The organism is Rhodococcus sp. AH-ZY2 (assembly GCF_030916465.1).
In the GTDB taxonomy this organism is placed as follows: Bacteria; Actinomycetota; Actinomycetes; order Mycobacteriales; family Mycobacteriaceae; genus Rhodococcus; species Rhodococcus ruber.
In genome coordinates this window covers 190,413-211,806 of the sequence record NZ_CP126458.1, presented here as the reverse complement: position 1 = coordinate 211,806, position 21,394 = coordinate 190,413, and the positions used below count along the sequence as shown (strand labels likewise).

Sequence of the window (21,394 nt, the reverse complement as noted above, 5' to 3'; positions counted from 1 at the left end):
GCCTATCCCGACAGGTTGAAGTTGCCGGTCGCCCCGTACGCCGCGAGCGAGATGAGCAGGGTCACGGTCACCACCGCGATCAGGGAGGCGCGCACCGCGTTGCCGACGGCGACGCCGACGCCGACCGGGCCGCCACCGGCATTGAACCCGTAGTAGGTGTGGATCAGCATGACGGCTATCGCCATGACGATGGCCTGCACGAACGACCACAGGATGTCGGTGGGGATGAGGAACGTGTCGAAGTAGTGGTCGTACACGCCCGCGGACTGGCCGTAGAGCACGACGGTGGCGAAGCGGCTGGCGACGAACGAGGCGATCACGGCCAGCGAGTACAGCGGGACGATCGCGATCATGCCCGCCATCACGCGGGTGCTCACGAGATACGGGATCGACGGGATCGCCATGACTTCGAGCGCGTCGATCTCCTCCGAGACCCGCATGGCGCCGAGCTGGGCGGTCGAGCCGGCGCCGATGGTGGCGGCCAGGCCGATGCCCGCGATGGTGGGCGCCGCGATGCGGACGTTGATGAAGGCGGCGAAGAAGCCCGTGAGGGCCTCGACGCCGATGTTGCCGAGGGAGCTGAAGCCCTGCACGGCGATGATCCCGCCGGTGAACAGGGTCAGGAAGCCGACGATGACGACCGTTCCGCCGATCACGGCGAGCGCCCCGGTGCCCATGCTGATCTCGGCGATCAGCCGGACCGTCTCCTTCGGGTAGTGCATCAGCGCACGCGGGGCGTAGCCGAGCGCCTTGCCGAAGAAGAGCGCCTGGTCACCGAGCCGGTCCACGGAGTCGGAGGCCCGGGCGATGCGGCGCCGCGCGCGGGGGAAGCGCCAGGAGATCACTGCCATCTACATCACCGCCGTGCCGGTCACCCGCCCGTCAGCTTGATGCCGACGGCGGTGACGAGAAGGTTGACCACGAACAATGCCATGAAGGCGAACACGACCGTCTGGTTGACGGCATCGCCCACGCTCTTGGCGCCGCCCTTGACGTTGAGGCCCAGGTAGGCGGCGACGAGGCCGGCGATCATGCCGAACAGTCCGGCCTTGATCTGGGAGATCATCAGTTCGCCGAAGCCGGTGAGCAGGGTGATGCCGTTGACGAAGGCGCCGGGGTTCACGTCCTGGAGGAAGACGGAGAACGCGAAGCCGCCGAGGATGCCGATGGAGCACACCAGCCCGTTGAGCAGCAGCGCGACGACGGTGGACGCGAGGACCCGGGGCACGACGAGACGGTGGATCGGGTTGATGCCGAGCACGCGCATCGCGTCGATCTCCTCTCGGATGGTGCGGGCGGCGAGATCCGCGCAGATGGCGGTGGCGCCGGCACCGGCGACGATGAGCACGGTGACCATGGGGCCGACCTGGGTGACGGCACCGAGCGCGGCGCCGGCGCCGCTGAGGTCCGCGGCTCCGATCTCGCGCAGCAGGATGTTGAGGGTGAAGCTGACCAGGACAGTGAACGGCACCGCGACGAGGACCGTCGGCACGAGGGACACCCGTGCGACGAACCAGGCCTGGTCGACGAACTCGCGTCGCTGGAAGGGCCGGGAGAACACGGCCCGGGCGGTCTCACCGGTCATCGCGAAGAATCCGCCCACCGCGCGGAGCGGGACCTCGAGGAGGTCTACCACCGTCTCCTCCTCCGTTGGTTCGCTCGCCGGCCACGGCCGACGAGAGGTCAGCTTGTGACCCGCGTCATACTAACTAGAACGTGTTCATGTGTCAAAGACCGTCGCGACACGCCGCCGCCCGCGCGGCGGGAACCGTGCCGCACCGGCCGCGGCGCGACAGCCACGACGAACCCGGAATCGGGCTTCGAACTGGGAAGATGCCCACCCGGACCGCGGGATCCCCCACCCGTCCACAGCGCCCGGTCGCACGGGGTCGCGGCACCGAACCGGCGCGTCCCGCCGGATGTCGAGGGAGAGAAATTAGAACAGGTATCACCAGAGTTCACACGCCCGCGGTCGCGGCCGCGCACCCGGCGCGGCACGCCGGGCAGAGCCCGACACTAACCGGATCGGCCCGGGACGGCGCGATATTACCGAAGGGCGACCTTGCATGTCACTTCGGGTATCACCTAGCGGTGTTTCAGAGAGCGAGGGCCTGCGCGGCCGAGAAGGTGCGCGCAGGATCCCGGTCGTCGAAGTAGCTTCCGACGCGGTCGGCGAGGGTTTCCGGGGTCCAGCGGACGTCCGCGTCGAACCGCTGCTCGACGACGGGCGCGGCCATCAGCGCGACCATCGGGCCGTAGACGACGAAGACCTGGCCGTTGATCCGGTCCGCCGCGGGAGATGCCAGGTAGGTGACCAGCGCCGAGACGTGCTCGGGTGCCAGCGGATCCACCTCCCCCTCGGGCGCGGCACCGAAGACACCCTCCGTCATCGCGGTGCGCGCCCGTGGGCAGATGGCATTGGCCCGCACCCCGTACCGGGACAGGCCCCGCGCGGCGGAGAGGGTGAGGGCGGTGATCCCGGCCTTGGCCGCGCCGTAGTTGGCCTGCCCCTCGGGGCCGAGCAGGCCGGCCTCGGAGGACGTGTTGACGATCCGGCCGTAGACGGGCCCGCCGGCCTTCTTGGACTCGCCACGCCAGTGCGCCGCCGCGTTGCGGCACAGCAGGAAATGGCCGCGCAGATGGACGGCGATCACCGCGTCCCAGTCCTCGTCGGACATGTTGAACAGCATGCGATCCCGCACGATGCCGGCATTGTTGACGACGATGTCGAGACGACCGAATCGGTCCCGGGCCGTCGCGAGCAGGGCGTCGGCCGTGGCGCGTTCGGCGACGCTGCCGGCCACGAAGGCCGCGTCGGCGCCGAGGTCGCGGATCTCGGCGAGGGTGTCCTCGACGGCGTCCGACGCCGCGAGATCGTTGACGACCACCGCGGCACCGGCCCGGGCCAGCGCGACGGCCTCGGCGCGTCCGAGTCCGGCGCCGGCTCCGGTGACGACGGCGACCCGCCCCTCGAGACTCACACCGCCCTCGAGACTCACACCGCCCTCGAGGCTCACGCCCCCGTCGTCCCCCGCACCGTTTCCCGCGGGGCCGAGACCGTTGCCGCTTGCACTCATCGACGCGTTCTCCCTAGCGATACCGGGCGGCCGCCCGGGCCGCCGCGCTCCTGGTCGCCGCGGATTCCGGCGGCCATCAGAAATGTAGAACGTGTTCTCGTTTCTGACAAGTGAACTCGTCAGGCCTCGCTCAGTGCCGCGCGGGGGCACTGCGCGATCGCCGTGCGCACGTCCTCCTCCTGCTCCGGCGCGATGGGGTGCGTGACGATCAGCTCGTCGTCGTCGTTCAGATCGAAGACCTCGGGCGCAATCCCCACGCACACGCCGTTCGCCTCACAACGATCGAAGTCGACCTTGACCTCCATGAACAGACCTCGCTTCTCGCTCGCACAACCGATCCGGCGCCGGTCGCGCGGGCTGGCGCGACGGCTCGAAATCCAGGCTAGAACGCGTTTCAGTTCTGTGCAATGATTCGGGAACATCGCCGAGCCGGTCCCGGTCCTCGGCCGTCGAACAGCTGCCTACCCGACGAACGGAGCGGTTCGTGGACATCGCGTACACCCCGCAGCAAGAGGAACTCCGCGCGCAGTTGCGCGCCTATTTCGCCGACCTGATGACGCCCGAACGACGGGAGGCGCTCGCCGCGACGACGGGCGAGTACGGTGCCGGCAACGTGTACCGGGAGGTCGTCCAGCAGATGGGCAAGGACGGCTGGCTCACCCTGGGCTGGCCGGAGGAGTACGGCGGCCAGAACCGTTCGGCCATGGATCAGCTCATCTTCACCGACGAGGCGGCCATCGCCGGCGCTCCCGTTCCGTTCCTCACCATCAATTCGGTCGCGCCGACGATCATGCACTTCGGCACACCCGAGCAGAAGGAGTTCTTCCTCCCGAAGATCTCCGCCGGCGAGCTGCACTTCTCCATCGGCTACTCCGAACCCGAGGCCGGCACGGATCTCGCGTCGCTGCGCACCACCGCCGTCCGCGAGGGCGACGAGTGGGTGATCAACGGCCAGAAGATGTGGACGAGCCTGATCGCCTACGCCGACTACGTGTGGCTCGCATGCCGCACCGACCCGGCCGCGCGCAAGCACAAGGGCATCAGCGTCCTCATCGTGCCCACCACGGCCGAGGGGTTCTCCTACACCCCCGTGCACACCATGGCCGGCCCCGACACCAGCGCCACCTACTACCAGGACGTGCTCGTCCCGGCCTCCGCGCTCGTCGGCGAGGAGAACGGCGGCTGGGCGCTGATCACCAACCAGCTCAACCACGAACGCGTCGCACTCACGTCCGCGGGCCCGATCCTCACCGCGCTGCAGGAAGTGCGCGAGTGGGCGCAGCACACCCGCCTGCCCGACGGCCGCCGCGTCCTCGATCAGGAATGGGTGCGGATCAACCTGGCCCGCGTCCACGCCCAGGCCGAGTACCTGAAACTGATGAACTGGGAGATCGCCTCCGGCGCCGCGCCGCTCGGGCCCGCCCCGGCGTCGGCGAACAAGGTGTTCGGCACCGAGTTCGCGACCGAGGCGTACCGGTTGCTGATGGAGATCCTCGGACCGTCGGCCACCCTGCGGCAGAACTCGCCGGGCGTGCTGCTGCGGGGCCGGCTCGAACGGATGCATCGCAGTTCCCTGATCCTCACCTTCGGCGGCGGCACCAACGAGGTCCAGCGAGACATCATCGCGATGACCGCCCTCGGCCAGCCGCCCGCCAAGCGCTGACACTCCACCGGAAGGACAAGGCCGTGGATTTCACCCTCACCGAGGCACAGCAGGACCTCGCCGGGCTCACCCGCCGCATCGTCACCGAGATCGCCACCAACGACCACCTGCGCCGGCTCGACGCCGCCGAGGACCGCATCGACCACACCCTGTGGGACGCGCTCGCCTCGTCGGGCATCCTCGGCGCGGCACTGCCCGAATCCGTCGGCGGCGACGGCTTCGGGCCGCTCGAACAGACGAGCATCCTCGCCGAACTCGGCCGCGGTGTCGCCGCCGTCCCCTACCTGTCCTCGATCGTCGTGTCCGCCGCCGCCGTCGCCGAGTTCGGCAACGACACGCAGCGTCGCGACTGGGGCGAACCCGCCGCCACCGGCGAGCAGATCCTCACCGCCGCCCTCGAGGAGGAACTGAACGACGACCCCACGTCGCCGACCACGACGGCACGTCGCACCGACGGCGGCTGGATCGTCGACGGCACCAAGATCCTCGTCGACGCGGCACCGGCCGCGGACCTGTTCCTCGTGCCGGCGGCGACCTCGGCCGGCGTCACCGTGCTCCTCGTGCGCCCCGCCGATCCCGGCGTGAGCGTGACCCGTCAGTACGACACCGGACGAGGCTGCCTCGGGACGCTGACCCTGACCGCCGCCGCCGTCCCCGACGATCGTGTGCTGGGCACCGACGGCCGCGCGATCACGGCGTGGCTGCGCGACCGCGGACTCCTCGGCTCGGCCGCATACCAGTACGGGGTGCTCGACCGGGCGCTCGAGCTCACCGCGGAGTACGCGCGCGAACGTGTGCAGTTCGATCGGCCGATCGGCAGCTTCCAGGCGGTGGCCCAGCGACTCGCCGACGCCTACATCGACGTCAAGGGTGCCCGGCTCACCCTGTGGCAGGCAGCCTTCCGCGCCGACGCCGGGCTGCCCGACACCGGGGAACTGCGCACGGCCGCGTTCTGGGCGGCCGACGCCGGGCACCGCGTCGCGCACACGCTCGTCCACGTCCACGGCGGAGTGGGTCTGGACGAGGACCATCCCGTGCACCGCTACTTCCTGGCCGCCAAGCACCACGAATTCCACCTCGGCTCGGCCACCGCACAGCTCCGGGCCCTGGGCGTGTCCCTCGCGGAAACGCCCGCGTGACAGTCCCGATCAGCGGAACCGGCACCTCGGCCGGCACGCACAGACGCCAGGATGCCCCCATGACCGACGCACTCACGGTGACCGCGCTCCTCGAGCGGCTCGCCACCGTCGACGATCGTGGCCTGCAGTTCGAGAATACGTCGCTGACGTGGCGCGAGCACGTGCAGGCCGGCCGGGATCGGGCCGCCCTGCTGCACGAACTGCTCGACCCGCGCAGGCCCCGGCACTTCGGGATCCTCATGGACAACGTGCCGGAGTTCTCGCTGCTGCTCGGCGCCGCGGCACTGTCCGGGTCGGTGGTGGTCGGGCTGAACACCACTCGCCGCGGGCAGGCCCTGGCCCGCGACATCGCGCTCGCGGGCTGCCAGGTGGTGTTCACCGAGACCGCGAACGCCCGACTGCTCGACGGGCTCGATCTCGGCGGGGTGCGGGTGATCGACGTCGACTCCGCCGAGTGGGCCGCGCTGCTCGCCCCGTATGCCGGTGCCACCGTCGAACCGGTCCCGGCCAGCCCGACCGACCTGTTCATGCTGATCTTCACCTCCGGCACCAGCGGCGACCCGAAGGCCGTGTGCTGCACCCACGAGAAGATCACCGGCCCCGGCGTGATGCTCGCGGAGCGGTTCGGTCTCGGTGCCGACGACGTCGTGTACGTGTCGATGCCGATGTTCCACTCCAACGCGATGATGGCCGGCTGGGCGGTGGCGCTCGCGGCGGGGTCCGGGATCGCCCTGCGGCGCAGGTTCTCCGCCTCCGGGTTCCTGCCGGACGTGCGCCGCTTCGGGGTAACCTACGCCAACTACGTGGGAAAGCCGTTGTCCTACATCGTCGCCACCCCGGAGGAACCCGGCGAGGCGGACAACCCCCTGCGCATCATGTACGGCAACGAGGGCACGGCCCCCGCGATCGCCGCGTTCCGGCGACGGTTCGGCGCGACGGTCGTCGACGGGTTCGGCTCCACCGAGGGCGGCATCTCGATCTCCGCGGCGCCCGACGCCCCGCCCGGAGCACTGGGCCGACTGCCCGACGGCGTGCAGATCTTCGACCCGGACACCGGATCTCCCTGCCCTGTCGCCGAGTTCGACGCCGACGGCCGTGTCCTCAACGCCGACGTCGCGACCGGCGAACTCGTCAACGTCACCGGGTCCGGTCTGTTCGCAGGCTATTACAAGAATCCGGGGGCCGATGCCGAACGGATGCGCGACGGCCGCTACCACAGCGGCGATCTCGGTTACGTCGACGCCGAGGGCTTCGTCTACTTCGCCGGTCGCAGTTCCGGGTGGATGCGCGTCGACGGCGAGAACATCGCGGCCGCACCGATCGAGCGCATCCTGCTCCGCTATCCGGGCTTCGCCCAGGTCGCGGTCTACGCGGTCCCGGATGCGGACGTGGGCGATCGGGTGATGGCCGCCGTCATCCCCACCGCGACCGACGAGTTCGATCCGGTCGCGTTCGCGGACTTCCTCGACGCGCAGCCCGACCTCGGCCCCAAACAGCTGCCGACGCTGATCCGGGTGTGCTCCGACTTCCCGCGCACGGCCACCTTCAAGGTGCTCACCCGCACGCTCAGCGCCGAACGGTGGAACTGCACCGACCCGGTGTGGATGCGGTCGCGCGGTGACCGCGAATTCACCCTCCTGACACCCGACCTCGCCAGCGGTGCGCCCTTTGGGCGGTCCTGACCGCCCAAAGGACACACCGATCCGCGGCCGGGCTGGCCGTTCCCGGCCCCATTTACTACAGTTAATTCCGTGGAAAATAGTGATCCGGTTCTCGGGCCGGCACCTCCGGCAACGGCGGAGCCGCCGCCGCTGTCGGCCCAGCGCGCGACCGTCCTCGGCGACGTGCGCACCCATGCTCCCGTGCGCGTCGGCGACGTCGCCGGACGTCTCGCCCTGCACACCAACACGGTGCGCGAGCATCTCGAAGCCCTCGTGGAACTCGGCCTGCTCGTCCACGACAGCGTCGGCCCGCAACCGGCGCGGGGACGCGGCCGGCCCGCGCGGTGGTACCGGCCCGCACCCGCCGCCGACCCCTCCGTCTCCGCGCGCGACTACGCCGGACTCGCCACCGCCCTCGCCGGGCACCTCGCCCGCACCAGCGCCACTCCCGAGTCCGACGCCCGCGCGGCCGGTACCGACTGGGGCCGCGACCTCGTGCGCGAGTACCGCGCCTCCGGCGACCCCGACCGGACGGTGCTGACCCTGCTCGCCCACCTCGGCTTCGACCCGGTCGACGACGGGCCGCTCCGCGGCGTCGCGCTCCGCCGGTGCCCGCTGCTCGCCGCCGCCCGCCGTTTCCCCACGGTGGTGTGCCAGGTCCACCTCGGTATCGTCGAGGGCGTCCTCGCCGAACTCGGCGCTCCCACCGGGCCGGGCCTGGACCTGCTGCCCTTCGCCGAACCCGGCGCGTGCCGGCTCTTCCTGCCTACGCCCGCCGCACCGCCACGGCCCTCGGGGCGGCAGCCGTGAACGAGCGTCCCGTTCCGACACGCGCGCTGCTGCTCCTCCCGGGCGGGGTGGCCCTCCTCGCCGGTCTCGACGCCGCACTGCTGCTGCTCGGTGTGCCCGCTCCGGTCGACAGCGACCGGCTCCCCGAGGTCCACGGCGTCGTGCTGGTGCTCGGCTTCGTCGGCACGGTGGTCGCCCTCGAGCGCGCTGTCGCACTCGGACGCCGCTGGGGGTATTCCGCGCCGATCTGCCTGGGCGCAGGCGGTCTGCTGCTCGTCGCCCCCGCCCCCCGAGGTCTCGCCGACGGCCTCCTCGTGGCCGGCAGCGCCCTGCTCGTCGCGGTGTACGTGCCGTTGTGGCGGCGCACCGAGGACGTCGCGGTGGTCGTGCAGGCGGCCGGCGCGGTCCTCGCAACGGGCGGTGCACTGCTGTGGCTCGGCGGCGTGTCCGTCCCCGACCTGCTGCCGTGGTTCGTCGGCTTCCTCGTGCTCACGATCGCGGGGGAACGCCTCGAGCTCGCGCGGGTGGCGATGGTCGGCACCGGCGCGGAGCAGCTCCTGGTGGCGAGCGCGGGGGCCGTCGTGGCCGGCGTGCTCGCCACCCTGTTGTGGCCGTCCGCCGGGTATCCCCTCCTGGGCGCCGCGCTGCTGGCCCTCGTCGCCTGGCTGGCCCGGTTCGACGTGGCCCGCCGCACGGTCCGCGCGGCCGGACAGGCCCGGTTCACGGCCGTGTGCCTGCTCGCCGGGTACGGGTGGCTGGCCGCGGCGGGACTGACGTGGTTGCTCGTCGGCCCGGTCCGGACGGGCGGCGGGTACGACGCGGTCGTGCATGCGGTGATGCTCGGCTTCGTGCTGTCGATGATCCTCGCGCACGCCCCGATCGTTCTCCCGGCCGTGGTGCGACGGCCCCTGCCGTACCGCCCCGCCATGTACGGGCCCGCAGTGCTGCTGCATGGGTCCCTGCTGCTACGCCTGGCGGTCGGGGACGTCCGCGGCGTCGGATGGGCCGTCACCGTCGGCGGGGTCCTGAACATCGTCGCGGTGCTCGCCTTTCTCGCGGTGGCCGCGTACTCGGCGCTGCGACCGGCGCGGACGGAGGCGCCGGCATGAGCCGCGGCGGATGGCACCTGCGGGCGGGGACGATCGTGTTCGCGTGGTTCGTCGCGCTCGTCGTCGTCGCGCTCGCTCACCGGTTCGTGCCGATGTCCGGGTGGCTGCTGGTGCATCTGCTCGGACTCGGGGCGGCGAGCAACGCCGTCCTCGTCTGGAGCCGGCACTTCGCGGACGCCCTGCTGCGCCGCCCGCCGGCGACGAGTCGTCGACCCGAAGCGCTGCGGCTGGTGGTGTTCAACGCCGGCGCGGTCGCGGTCGTCGCGGGCATGCTCGGCCGCTGGTGGCCCCTGGTGCTCGCCGGCAGCGTCACGGTGGCGGTGATCGCCGCGATACACGCCGTGATCCTCGTCCGGCACCTGCGGGCCGCGCTGCCGTCACGCTTCGGCGAGACCGTCCGCTTCTACATCGTGGCCGCCGCCCTGCTGCCGCTGGGGGCAGGTCTCGGCGCCGCGATGGCGAACGACGCGCTGCCGGGGACGCTGCACGAGCGGTTCGTCGTCGCGCACGCCGGAGTCAACCTGTTCGGGTGGATGGGACTGACCGTGCTCGGCACGCTGGTCACCCTGTGGCCGACGATGCTGCGCACCCGGGTGGCGCAGCGGGTGGAGACGGCGGCGCGGCACGGTCTGCCCGTTCTCGCCGCCGGGCTCGGCGCCGGAGTGGCCGGGGCGATCATGGGGAGCACCGGGCTCGCAGCGGCGGGCGCGCTCACCTACCTCGCCGCAGCGGTGTACGTGCTCGAACCGCACCTCGCGGAGATCCGTCGCCGCACACCCGCCGATTTCGCGACGATGTCCGTCCTCGCGGGGGTGACCTGGTTCCTCGTGAGCGCCGCCTACGTGGCGGTCGCGCTGGCCACCGCACCCGGCTGGACGGCCGCCGCCGGCCGTATCGGCACGGCCACTGGGATCCTGCTCGCCGGCTTCCTCGTCCAGGTGCTGCTCGGGGCCCTGACGTACCTGCTCCCGGTGGTCATCGGCGGGCGGGCGGCCGTGCAGGCCGCGACGGCGGAACTCGAACGCGGCGCGGCGTGGCGTGTCGCGGTGGCCAACGGGGGCCTGGTGCTGTGCGTGCTCCCGGCGCCGAGCCTGGTGCGCGTCCTGGCGTCGATGCTGGTTCTCGTCGCCCTCGCCGCGTTTCTTCCGCTCGCGGTACGCGCGGTGGTGGCCGGCCGCCGGGCCAAGGGCACGCCGTCGCGGCTCGGCAGGCCCGAACCGATCCCCGCCCGGCGGCGTCTCGGTGTGGCCGCCGCGGGCCTGGGTGTCGTCGTGGTGGCCGCCGCCGCGGGCGTGGCGGCGGATCCCGCAGCGGCGGGCATCTCCACCGTGCGCGCGGAGGCGGTCGAGGTCACGGGCGTCACCACGGAAGCTCAGGTCCGCATCGAAGGGATGCGGTTCGTGCCCGACGTGATCGACGTTCCCGCCGGAAACCGCCTCGTCGTCACCCTCACCAATTCCGGTACGGATCGGCACGACCTCGTCCTTGCCGACGGAACCCGAACCGAGCGCCTCGCTCCCGGCGACTCCGCCACTCTCGACGCCGGCGTGATCGGCAGCGACGTCGACGGGTGGTGCTCGGTCGCCGGCCACCGGCAGATGGGCATGACGCTACGGATCCGCGCGACCGGCGCGCCGGCCCCGGACGCGCACGCCGATCATGCCGCGGCGACAGCCGGCACATCGCTCGCCGCCACCGACGTCGCTCGCAGCCTCGGTGCCGAACCGGGACCGGACTTCGTCCCGCACGACCCGGCGCTGCCCGCGCCGATGCCGGAGCACCGCATCACCCTGACCGTGACCGAATCCGAGCGTCCCGTCGCCCCCGGAATCACCCAGCGACTGTGGACGTTCGGCGGCACCGCACCCGGTCCGACCCTGCACGGCAAGGTCGGCGACGTCTTCGAGATCACGCTGGTCAACGACGGGACGATCGGGCATTCGATCGACTTCCACGCCGGGTCGCTCGCCCCCGACGGGCCGATGCGCACCATCGACCCCGGACAGTCCCTGGTCTACCGGTTCACCGCGACGCGTGCCGGCATCTGGATGTACCACTGCGCCACGATGCCGATGTCCGTGCACATCGCGAACGGGATGTTCGGCGCCGTCGTCATCGATCCGCCGGACCTCCCGCCGGTGGACCGCGAGTACGTGCTGGTGCAGTCGGAGTTGTATCTCGGTCCGGCGGCGGGTGAGGCGGACGCGGCCAAGATCGCAGCGGAGGCACCGGATCTGGTGGTGTTCAACGGCTACGCCGGACAATACGACCACGTGCCGCTGCCCGCCCGTGTCGGCGAGCGGGTGCGGATCTGGGTACTCGCGGCCGGACCCGACCGGGGCACCGCGTTCCATGTCGTCGGCGGGCAGTTCGACACGGTCTGGACCGAGGGCGACTATCGCCTGCGCCCGGGCGTCTCCGGTGCGCAGACGCTCGGATTGTCGCCGTCCCAGGGCGGGTTCGTCGAGCTGACCTTCCCCGAGGAGGGCCGCTATCCCTTCGTCTCGCACGTGATGGTCGACGCCGAGCGGGGCGCGCACGGGGTTGTCGAGGTGCAGCCCTGAAACGCGGCTACCCGAGCGACGCGGGCAGGCTCGCCCAGCCGCGGGTGAACGACGACTGCAGGCGTACCCCCGCACCCGGGTCGACCGACACGTGCGGATACCGGGACAGCAATTCCTCGAGGGCGACCCGGGACTGCAACTTCGCCAGGTGCGAGCCGATGCAGAAGTGGGGACCGCTGGAGAAACCCAGGTGCCGCGGAATGGAGCGGGTGATGTCGAACTGCTCGGCGGTGTCCCCGAATTCGCGTTCGTCCCGATTGGCCGCGCCGTAGAGCATCATCACCTTCTCCCCCGCGGGAATCGTCACCCCGTGCAGTTCGACGTCGCGCGTGGTGGTCCGCGCCAGTCCCTGCACCGATCCCTCCAGCCGCAGCGTCTCCATCAGCGCGCCCGGGATCCGGGCGGGGTCGTCGACGAGCAGGGCGCGCTGGCGGTGGTCGGTGTCGAGCAGCATCACCGCGTGCGAGATCAGGTTCCCGGTGGTGTCGTTGCCCCCGGCGACCATGACGAAGCAGAAGCCGAGGATCTCCCAGTCGGTGAGCAGTTCGCCGTCGGACTCGGCTTCGGTCAACGCGCTGATCAGGTCGTCGCCGGGTGCGCGACGGCGCTCGGTGATCAACCCGGCGAAGTACTCGAACATCTCGGCGACGGCAGCGGGGGCGCTCATGGCGTTCAGGTCGAACCCGGAGTCCTGCAGCGCCGTGAGGGCAGCGACCCACGGATCGAAGCGCGGCCGGTCGGCTGCCGGCACCCCGAGCAGCTCGGCCAGCACGAATGTGGGTATCGGCGAGGAGAACTCGCGGTGCAGATCCACCTCACGCCAGCCCGCGAAGGAATCCAGCAGCACTCGGACGAATCCGCGCACCGCGTCCTCGAGAGCCGCGACGCGCCGGGGAGTGAAGCCCTTCGCGACGAGTCCACGCAGTTGTCCGTGCCGCGGCGGGTCGAGCATGACGATCGTCGGCGCGAGACCCAGTTTTCCGATCTCGTCGGGTACGAACGTCAATCCCTGTGCAGAGGAGTAGGTGCCGGTGTCGCGCACCGCGTTCCACACGTCCTCGAAGCGGGACAGCGCCCAGAACGGCGGGATGCCGTTCCGGGCGCTGACGTGGCGATGCACCGGATCCTCGTCCCGCAGCATCCGGTAGGCCGGGTAGGGGTCGGCCAGGAACTGCGGGTCGAAGGGATCGTAGACGGTCACCACCGGTCCGTCACCGGGCCGCGTTCAGCCGGTCGACGGCCTGCTCGTACCCCGCGACGAGCTCGGCCATGATCTCCGCGACCGGCCGGATCTCGTTCATCCGGCCGACGATCTGCCCTACGGGCATCGCGACGACCTCGGGATCGTCCGCGGCGGCGATCCGCTGGTGGGCTTCGCTCACGAGCAGGTTCTGCAACGGCATCGGCAGTGGTGACGGCGCCTCGGGCTTCGACCACGCCTCGGTCCACTTCGTCTTGAGCAGGCGGGCGGGCTTGCCCGAGTAGATCCGCGAGCGCACGGTGTCGGACGACGACGCGCCGAGCAGCGCTCGCTGGACCGACGACGGGCCGGCCGCGGCGGCGCCGAGCTTGTATTCGGAGGTGGTGAGCCAGTAGGAGCCCATCCACACTCCGGACGCGCCGAGCGCGAGCGCGGCGGCGATCTGCCGACCCGACCCCACTCCGCCGGCGGCAAGTACCGTCGCCGAATCGCCGAGGGCGTCGACGATTTCGGGCCAGAGCACCATCGAGGCCACCTCACCGGTGTGCCCGCCCGCCTCGTATCCCTGGGCGATGACGATGTCGACGCCGTTCTCGACGTGCCGCCGGGCATGCTCGACCGCCCCGGCGAGCGCCGCGACGGGCACCCCCTTCTCGTGGGCGAGGTCGATCACGTCCTTCGGCGGGGAGCCGAGTGCGTTGGCGATGAGGGCCGGACGGTGCCCGAGCGCGACGTCGACGTGGGAGCGGGCGACCGAATGCAGCCATCCGAGGACACCGGCTGCGTGTTCGGCGGACTCGTCGAGCGGCGGCACGCCGAGTTCGGCGAGGGTGCGCTCGACGAAGGCACGGTGCTCGGCGGGGATGAGCTTGTCGAGGTCGACGGCGGACCCCTCGGTGGGGACCTTCGCGGGCATCACGATGTCGACGCCGTAGGGCTTGCCGTCGGTGTTCTCGTCCATCCAGGTGAGGACGTCGTCGAGTTCGGCCGGGTCGTTGAACCGGACGCAGCCGAGGACGCCGAGACCACCGGCCCGGCTGATCGCGGCGGCGACGTGCTCGGACGGGGTGAACCCGAAGATCGGGTACTGGATTCCGAATTTCCTGCTGAGATCGGTGTGCATCCCGGTCCCTTCTAGCTCGCCGCAGCGGAGCCGTTGGTGTGGTGGTCGTCCGCTGGGCGCTGCTCGGTCTGCTCCTTGGCCCACCGGTAGTCGGGCTTGCCGGCCGGTGAGCGCTTGATGGCGTCGACGTACCAGACACTGCGCGGGATCTTGTAGCTGGCGATCTGCGTCCGGGCCACCTCGACGAGGTCGGCCAGCGCCGGCCGGGTGCCGGCCCGGGGGGCGATCACGGCGGACACGCGCTGTCCCCAGCGCTCGTCCGGCACGCCGACGACGAGGACGTCGAACACGTCCGGGTGGGCCTTCAGGGCGCCCTCCACCTCCTCGGGGAACACCTTCTCGCCGCCGGTGTTGATGCAGACCGAGCCGCGGCCGAGCATGGTGACGGTGCCGTCGGCCTCGACCCGCGCGTGGTCCCCCGGGATGGAGTAGCGGACACCGTGGTACTCGCGGAAGGTCGCCTTGGTCTTGACCTCGTCCTTGTAGTAGCCGATCGGGATGTGGCCCTTGCGGGCGAGCACGCCCACCTGACCGGATCCGGGCTCGATCGGGTTCCCCTCGTCGTCGATCACGGCGGTGGAGGCGTCGATCTTGACGGTCGGGCCGCCCGCGTGGGTCTGTCCCTTGGCGACGATGCCGAGTCCGCCGAAGCCGGTCTCGGACGAGCCGATCGAGTCGGTGACGACCGTGTTGGGCATCAGGTCCAGGAAGCGCTCCTTCAGCGCCGGGGAGAACAGGGCCGCGCTCGACGCCATCGCGAACAGCGACGACAGGTCGTACTTCTCCCCCGTCCCGGGACGGCCGCTCTCGAGGGCGTCGAGCATCGGGCGGCCCATCGCGTCGCCGGTGATGAAGATGACGTTGACCTTGTGTTCCTCGATGACCCGCCACACCTCGTGGCCGTCGAACTCGGGATGCATGATGACCTTGCCGCCGCTGAACAGCGACTGCAGCACCGCCCACTGGGCACCGCCGTGGATGAGCGGCGGGATCGGGAAGCGCACCAGCGGCGCACCCGCGGCACCGGTCTTGGCGAGTTCCCATTCGTCGGCGACGTATTCGCCCGTCATGAAGTTGATGCCGCCGCCGAGCACGCGCCACACGTCCTCCTGACGCCACATCACGCCCTTGGGGCTGCCGGTGGTGCCTCCGGTGTAGAGGATGTAGAGGTCGTCGGCGCTGCGTTCGCCGAAGTCGCGCTCGGGTGAGCCCTGGGCCAGGGCGGACTCGTAGTCGACGCCGTCGTAGCCCGAGTAGTCGAGATCGGTGCCGTCGTCGACCACGACGACGGTACGGATCTGCGGACAGTGCGGCAGGACGGCGGCGACCTTGTCCGAATAGCGACGCTCGTGGACGAGCGCGACCATGTCCGAGTTGTCGAAGATGTACTGCAACTCGTTCTCGACGTACCGGTAGTTGACGTTCACCATCACGGCACGGATCTTGAACACCGCGACCATCGCCTCGATGGCTTCGATGGTGTTGCGGGAGTAGATCCCCACCTTGTCACCGGGCTTCACACCCTGTTCCTGCAGATAGTGGGCGAGCCGATTGGCGCGCTCCTCCAGCTGCGCGTAGGTGACCTCACGTCCGTCCGACGCGAGCGCGACGCGGTCGGGAACAAGGTCGATTGCGTGCTCTACGAGGTCTGCGATGTTAAGGGCCACGACACAAAAGTAGAACGTGTTACCGTTTCTGACAAGACCCGAATGAGATCCAGTTCACAACACCGCAGGAGTCCTCAGTGTCCACCACCGCATCGGAAGTTTCCGGCATTTCGGCAGCCGCTCCGCACTGCCTCGTCGAGCAGCGCGGTCCGGTCCTGATCGTCACCATGAACCGGCCCGAGGCGCGCAACGCCCTCTCCGGCGAGATGATGGCGATCATGGCCGAGGCGTGGGACCGCGTCGACAACGATCCGGAGATCCGGGTGGCCGTCCTGACCGGCGCGGGCGGCGCCTTCTGCGCGGGCGCCGACCTCAAGGCGATGAACCGGTCCGCCCCGGGCGACAAGTTCGAGCAGGGCGACGGCGGAGGATGGGACCTGTCCAGGCTGCCCGCGCTGCTCAAGGGCCGCCGCCTCACCAAACCGCTCATCGCCGCGGTGGAGGGGCCGGCCATCGCCGGCGGCACCGAGATCCTCCAGGGCACCGACATCAGGGTGGCCGGCGAGAGTGCGAAATTCGGTGTGTCCGAAGCAAAATGGGGCCTGTTCCCACTCGGTGGCTCGGCGGTGCGGCTCGTGCGTCAGATCCCCTACACGATCGCCGCCGACATCCTGCTCACCGGCCGGCACATCACGGCCCCCGAGGCGAAGGAGATCGGCCTGATCGGCCACGTCGTCCCCGACGGTCAGGCACTCGACAAGGCCCTCGAGATCGCCGGCACCATCGCCGCCAACGGCCCGCTCGCCGTCCGGGCCATCCTGAAGACCATCCGCGACACCGAGGGCATGCACGAGGAGGAGGCCTTCGAGATCGACGCGAAGCTCGGCGCCGAGGTCTTCAAGAGCGCCGACGCCAAGGAGGGCCCCCGCGCCTTCGCCGAGAAGCGGGCCCCGAAGTTCACCGGCGCCTGAGGGGCCTCTGCCCGCCCCCGCCGGCCGCCCCCGCCGACCGAATGTCACATCGCGTCGATCACATCGAACCGGTGTGACATTCGGTCACGCGGCAGCAGTGGGTGCGCGCCGGGGCGGCGGGATCAGCCCAGGACGACGTCCGCCAGGGAACGCACGTGCTCGGCGTCGTGGCAGCTCACCAGCAGCATCGTCACGCCCGCGTCGGACCAGCGCTTCACTCCGGCGCGGACCTCGTCGCGGTCGCCGACGATCATCGTCTCGGTGACCATCTCGTCGGGGATCGCGGCGGCGGCCTCGTCCTTGCGACCGGCACGGAACAACCTGGTCACCTCGTCGACGACGTCGCCGTAGCCCATCCGCCGGTACACCTGGGCGTGGAAGTTCAGTTCGGGAGTGCCCATGCCTCCGACGTACAGGGCCGTGACGGGCTTGAGGCCCGCGACGGTCCCCGCCCGGTCGTCGGTGACGACGACCTGGCAGGTCGCGGCGATCTCGAAGTCGGCGCGGGTGCGCCGGGCGCCCGGACGGGAGAAGCCCTCGTCGAGCCACTCGTCGTACATCGGGGCCAGGCGCGGCGAGTAGTAGATGGCCAGCCATCCGTCGGCGATCTCGGCGGTCAACGCGACGTTCTTCGGTCCCTCGGCGCCGATCCAGATGGGGATGTCCGCGCGCAGCGGGTGCGTGATCGGCTTGAGCGGCTTGCCGAGACCGGTGGCGCCGGGACCGTCGTACGGCAGCGGGTAGTGCGGCCCCGGGTTGGTCACCGGCTCGCGGCGGTCGAGCACCCTGCGCACGACCGAGACGTATTCGCGGGTGCGAGCGAGCGGTTTGGCGAACGGCTCGCCGTACCATCCCTCGACGACCTGCGGGCCCGACACACCGAGGCCCAGGATGTGCCGACCGCAGCTGAGGTGGTCGAGGGTGAGGGCGTGCATGGCGCAGCTGGTGGGGGTGCGGGCGGAGACCTGCACGACGGACGTGCCGAGCCGCACCCGCTGCGTGCCCGAGCCCCACCAGGCGAGCGGTGTGAACGCATCCGAGCCCCACGACTCGGCGGCGAAGACCGCGTCGAAGCCCTCCGCTTCGGCGGCAGCGACGAGTTCTCCGGCGTTCGCGGGCGGCTGCGCCCCCCAGTAGCCGAGCTGCAGACCCAGTTTCATTGCACACCATTCCTTTCGGGGTGGGCCGAAGGCACCGCTGCTCGGACAGTACCCTTGCCACCGTCTCTAGAACCTGTTCTACTCGAAGTTGTGAGCCTGGGAAAGAGCGCGACCGCGGAGAAACCGCTGAGCGCACCACTGAACCTGAAGTTCGACTACACCCGATCCACGGGGCCGACCGTCGGCGCGTTCGTCACCGGTCTGCGCGACGGACGAATCCTCGGCGCCCGCGGTTCGGACGGACGAGTCCTCGTGCCGCCCCCGGAGTTCGACGCGGTCACCCACGAACCGCTCACCGACTTCGTCGAGGTCGGGCAGAGCGGCACGGTTCGCAGCTGGACCTGGAATCCGGATCCGTTGCCGGGCCAGCCGTTCGACCGTCCCTTCGCGTGGGCGCTGATCCAGTTGGACGGGGCCGACACGACGCTGCTGCACGCGGTCGACGTCCCCGACCCGGCGGACATGCGCACCGGGATGCGGGTGCGCGTGCGCTGGGCCGACGACCGCGTCGGCCACATCCGCGACATCGCCGGGTTCGAGCCCGGCGAGGCCGGCACCGTGACGGTGCGGCCGGAGGACTCCGGCGAACCGGTGACGATGATGATCACCCCGCTGGACCTGCACTACACGCACAGCGCGTCGTCCGAGGAGTCCTACTACCTGCGCGGGCTGGCCGAGGGCCGACTGATCGGCGGGCGCACCGGTCCCGGCGGCAAGGTCTACATCCCGCCGCGCGGCGCGAACCCCACCGACGGCATCCCCACCCGCGAGCAGGTCGAGGTGTCCGACAAGGGCATCGTGACCACGTTCTGCATCGTCAACGTGCCGTTTCTCGGGCAGCAGATCACGCCGCCCTACGTCGCGGCGTACGTGCTGCTCGACGGTGCCGACATCCCGTTCCTGCACCTGATCCTCGAGTGCGACGCCTCCGAGGTGCGCATGGGCATGCGGGTGGAGGCGAAGTGGCGCCCGCGCGAGGAGTGGGACTACACGCTGCGCAACATCGAGTACTTCCGGCCGACCGGCGAGCCGGACGCCGCCTACGAGACCTTCGAACACCACCTGTAAGGGAGCCGCGCCCACCATGACAGACATCGCAGTCGTCGGCTTCGCGCAGGCACCTCACGTGCGCGAGACCACCGGCACCACCAACGGCGTCGAGATGCTCGTCCCGTGCTTCCGGGAGCTCTACGACAAGCTGGGTATCACCAAGTCCGACATCGGTTTCTGGTGTTCGGGCTCGTCGGACTACCTGGCCGGCCGGGCGTTCTCGTTCATCTCCGCCGTGGACGCGCTCGGCGCGGTGCCACCGATCAACGAATCCCACGTCGAGATGGACGCCGCCTGGGCGCTGTACGAGGCGTGGGTCAAGCTGCTCACCGGGGAGGTCGACACCGCGCTCGTGTACGGCTTCGGCAAGTCCTCGGCGGGCACGCTGCGCCAGGTCCTCGGCGTGCAACTCGACCCGTACCTCGTCGCACCGCTCGGCCTCGACTCCGTCTCGCTCGCCGGGCTGCAGGCCCGGTTCGGACTCGACGCCGGCAAGTGGACGGAGGAGGACATGGCGCAGGTCGCCGTCCGCGCACGGGCCGCCGCCAAGGACAATCCGAATGCCCAGATCAGCGGCGACGTCACGGTCGAGGAACTGCTCGACCGGCCCTACGTCGCCGACCCGTTGCGAAGGCACGACTGCGCCCCGGTCACCGACGGCGCCGCCGCCGTCGTGCTCGCCACCGGCGACCGGGCCCGCGAGCTGTGCGAGAACCCCGCCTGGATCACCGGCATCGAGCACCGCATCGACACCCCGAACTTCGGCTCGCGGGACCTGACGCAGGCACCGTCCGCCGCCGCGGCCGCCGCGGCGGTGACCGGCGGGGACACCGCCTTCGACGTCGCCGAGCTGCACGCCCCGTTCACGCATCAGGAGCTGATCCTGCGCGAGGCGCTCGGCCTCTCGGGCGCGACGGCGGTCAACCCGACCGGGGGTCCGCTCACCGGCAACCCCATGTTCTCCGGTGGACTCGAACGCATCGGCTGTGCCGCGCAGGCGATCATGGACGGCCGCGCCGGACGTGCGCTCGCACACGCGACGAGTGGGGCTGTGCTGCAACAGAATCTGGTAGCAGTTCTGGAGGGACGCAACTGATGGGCAAGCAACTCGCCGCTGTCCTCGGCACGGGACAGACCCACTACGTCGCCAAACGGCACGACGTGTCGATGTCCGGTCTCGTCCGCGAGGCGATCGACCGGGCGCTCGCGGACGCGGACGTGGGCTGGGACGACATCGACGCCGTCGTCATCGGCAAGGCCCCGGACCTGTTCGAGGGCGTGATGATGCCCGAACTGGGCATGGTCGACGCGATCGGCGCCACCGGCAAGCCCATGCTGCGGGTCCACACCGCCGGGTCGGTCGGCGGGTCCACCGCCAACGTCGCCGCCAGCCTCGTCCAGGCCGGCGTGCACCGACGGGTGCTGGCCGTGGCGTGGGAGAAGCAGTCCGAATCGAACGCCATGTGGGCGTTGTCCACCCCGGTGCCGTTCACCATGCCGGTCGGGGCGGGCGCCGGTGGCTACTTCGCCCCCCACGTGCGCTCCTACATCCGGCGCTCGGGCGCCCCCGAGCACATCGGCGCGATGGTGGCCGTCAAGGACCGCCTCAACGGCGCGAAGAACCCCTACGCGCACCTCAAGCAGCCGGACATCACGCTCGAGTCGGTGCAGGCGTCGCAGATGCTGTGGGACCCCATCCGCTACGACGAGACCTGCCCCTCCTCGGACGGCGCGTGCGCCGTGGTGATCGGCGACGAGGACTCGGCCGCGGCAGTCGAGGCGCAGGGCCGGGGCGTCGCGTGGATCCACGCCACCGCGATGCGAACCGAGCCGACCACGTACGCGGGACGCGACCAGGTCAACCCCGAGGCGGGCCGGATGGCCGCGGCGGCGCTGTGGAAGGCCGCGGGGATCACCGACCCGCTCACCGAGATCGACTGCGCCGAGATCTACGTCCCCTTCTCGTGGTTCGAACCGATGTGGCTCGAGAACCTCGGCTTCACCCCGGAACGTTCCGGCTGGAAGCTCACCGAGTCCGGGGAAACGGCACTCGGTGGTCAGCTGCCGGTCAACATGTCCGGCGGGGTGCTCTCGTCCAACCCGATCGGCGCGTCCGGAATGATCCGATTCGCCGAGGCGGCGATGCAGGTGATGCACCGCGCCGGGGAACATCAGGTCGACGGTGCGCGCAAGGCGCTCGGGCATGCGTACGGTGGTGGCTCGCAGTACTTCTCGATGTGGGTGGTCGGCTCGGACCGACCGGAACGATAGGCACGGACC

At 70.7% G+C, this 21,394-nt stretch carries 18 protein-coding genes; 10 read left to right on the top strand and 8 right to left on the bottom strand.

The features are described 5' to 3' along the window. Positions 1-2 precede the first annotated feature (2 nt). The 4 genes from QNA09_RS01790 to QNA09_RS01775 form a co-directional block, all read right to left on the bottom strand. Positions 3-851, bottom strand: a complete 849-nt coding sequence (locus QNA09_RS01790) for an ABC transporter permease (protein ID WP_308072177.1) — start codon at positions 849-851, stop codon at positions 3-5. A 20-nt stretch (positions 852-871) separates the two neighbouring features. Beyond that, positions 872-1,636 carry an ABC transporter permease gene (locus tag QNA09_RS01785; protein ID WP_010594445.1) on the bottom strand — a complete coding sequence of 255 codons (765 nt, stop codon included), beginning with the start codon at positions 1,634-1,636 and terminating at the stop codon, positions 872-874. 460 nt (positions 1,637-2,096) lie between these two features. Next, positions 2,097-3,077 carry a 3-oxoacyl-ACP reductase gene (locus QNA09_RS01780; RefSeq protein ID WP_225223570.1) on the bottom strand — a complete coding sequence of 327 codons (981 nt, stop codon included), beginning with the start codon at positions 3,075-3,077 and terminating at the stop codon, positions 2,097-2,099. Between the two features lie 119 nt (positions 3,078-3,196). Beyond that, positions 3,197-3,382, bottom strand: a complete 186-nt coding sequence (locus QNA09_RS01775; RefSeq protein WP_010594447.1) for a ferredoxin — start codon at positions 3,380-3,382, stop codon at positions 3,197-3,199. 179 nt (positions 3,383-3,561) lie between these two features. On the opposite strand from QNA09_RS01775, the gene QNA09_RS01770 reads away from it, so the two are divergent. The 6 genes from QNA09_RS01770 (at position 3,562) to QNA09_RS01745 (ending at position 12,002) form a co-directional block, all read left to right on the top strand. Further along, complete coding sequence (locus QNA09_RS01770) at positions 3,562-4,740, top strand: acyl-CoA dehydrogenase family protein (RefSeq protein ID WP_308072175.1); 1,179 nt, start codon at positions 3,562-3,564, stop codon at positions 4,738-4,740. Between the two features lie 23 nt (positions 4,741-4,763). Further along, positions 4,764-5,879 carry an acyl-CoA dehydrogenase family protein gene (locus QNA09_RS01765; protein ID WP_010594449.1) on the top strand — a complete coding sequence of 372 codons (1,116 nt, stop codon included), beginning with the start codon at positions 4,764-4,766 and terminating at the stop codon, positions 5,877-5,879. Between the two features lie 59 nt (positions 5,880-5,938). After that, complete coding sequence (locus QNA09_RS01760) at positions 5,939-7,561, top strand: long-chain-fatty-acid--CoA ligase (RefSeq protein WP_308072174.1); 1,623 nt, start codon at positions 5,939-5,941, stop codon at positions 7,559-7,561. Positions 7,562-7,630: 69 nt separating this feature from the next. Next, positions 7,631-8,350: a metalloregulator ArsR/SmtB family transcription factor gene (locus tag QNA09_RS01755; RefSeq protein WP_026137824.1), complete on the top strand. Its 720-nt coding sequence runs from the start codon at positions 7,631-7,633 to the stop codon at positions 8,348-8,350. Then, positions 8,290-9,438: a hypothetical protein gene (locus QNA09_RS01750; protein WP_017680987.1), complete on the top strand. Its 1,149-nt coding sequence runs from the start codon at positions 8,290-8,292 to the stop codon at positions 9,436-9,438. Before QNA09_RS01755 ends, QNA09_RS01750 begins: the two co-directional genes overlap by 61 nt. Beyond that, entirely contained in the window at positions 9,435-12,002 is a 2,568-nt protein-coding gene (locus QNA09_RS01745; RefSeq protein ID WP_010594453.1) for a multicopper oxidase domain-containing protein, read from the top strand. Before QNA09_RS01750 ends, QNA09_RS01745 begins: the two co-directional genes overlap by 4 nt. Before the next feature lie 7 nt (positions 12,003-12,009). On the opposite strand, the gene QNA09_RS01740 is transcribed toward QNA09_RS01745, so the two are convergent. From QNA09_RS01740 to QNA09_RS01730, 3 genes are read right to left on the bottom strand one after another with little or no spacing between them, the layout of a single operon-like run. Next, positions 12,010-13,203 carry a cytochrome P450 gene (locus QNA09_RS01740; RefSeq protein ID WP_308072173.1) on the bottom strand — a complete coding sequence of 398 codons (1,194 nt, stop codon included), beginning with the start codon at positions 13,201-13,203 and terminating at the stop codon, positions 12,010-12,012. 10 nt (positions 13,204-13,213) lie between these two features. After that, a complete protein-coding gene (locus QNA09_RS01735) occupies positions 13,214-14,326 on the bottom strand; it encodes a nitronate monooxygenase family protein (protein WP_010594455.1) in 1,113 nt (370 codons plus the stop codon). An 11-nt stretch (positions 14,327-14,337) separates the two neighbouring features. Further along, positions 14,338-15,993: an acyl-CoA synthetase gene (locus QNA09_RS01730; protein ID WP_017680985.1), complete on the bottom strand. Its 1,656-nt coding sequence runs from the start codon at positions 15,991-15,993 to the stop codon at positions 14,338-14,340. Between the two features lie 77 nt (positions 15,994-16,070). Between QNA09_RS01730 and QNA09_RS01725 the strand changes: the two genes are divergently transcribed. Continuing rightward, a complete protein-coding gene (locus QNA09_RS01725; RefSeq protein ID WP_010594457.1) occupies positions 16,071-16,904 on the top strand; it encodes a crotonase/enoyl-CoA hydratase family protein in 834 nt (277 codons plus the stop codon). 122 nt (positions 16,905-17,026) lie between these two features. On the opposite strand, the gene QNA09_RS01720 is transcribed toward QNA09_RS01725, so the two are convergent. Next, a complete protein-coding gene (locus tag QNA09_RS01720; protein ID WP_119699378.1) occupies positions 17,027-18,064 on the bottom strand; it encodes an LLM class F420-dependent oxidoreductase in 1,038 nt (345 codons plus the stop codon). Between the two features lie 90 nt (positions 18,065-18,154). Between QNA09_RS01720 and QNA09_RS01715 the strand changes: the two genes are divergently transcribed. Genes QNA09_RS01715 through QNA09_RS01705 form a run of 3 tightly spaced genes read left to right on the top strand, consistent with a single transcriptional unit; the run spans position 18,155 to position 21,385 of the window. After that, positions 18,155-19,132, top strand: coding sequence for a Zn-ribbon domain-containing OB-fold protein (locus tag QNA09_RS01715; protein WP_017680982.1), 978 nt, complete (start codon positions 18,155-18,157; stop codon positions 19,130-19,132). A 16-nt stretch (positions 19,133-19,148) separates the two neighbouring features. Next, positions 19,149-20,210, top strand: coding sequence for a thiolase domain-containing protein (locus tag QNA09_RS01710; RefSeq protein WP_010594461.1), 1,062 nt, complete (start codon positions 19,149-19,151; stop codon positions 20,208-20,210). Then, entirely contained in the window at positions 20,210-21,385 is a 1,176-nt protein-coding gene (locus QNA09_RS01705; RefSeq protein WP_010594462.1) for a thiolase domain-containing protein, read from the top strand. Before QNA09_RS01710 ends, QNA09_RS01705 begins: the two co-directional genes overlap by 1 nt. Positions 21,386-21,394 lie beyond the last annotated feature (9 nt).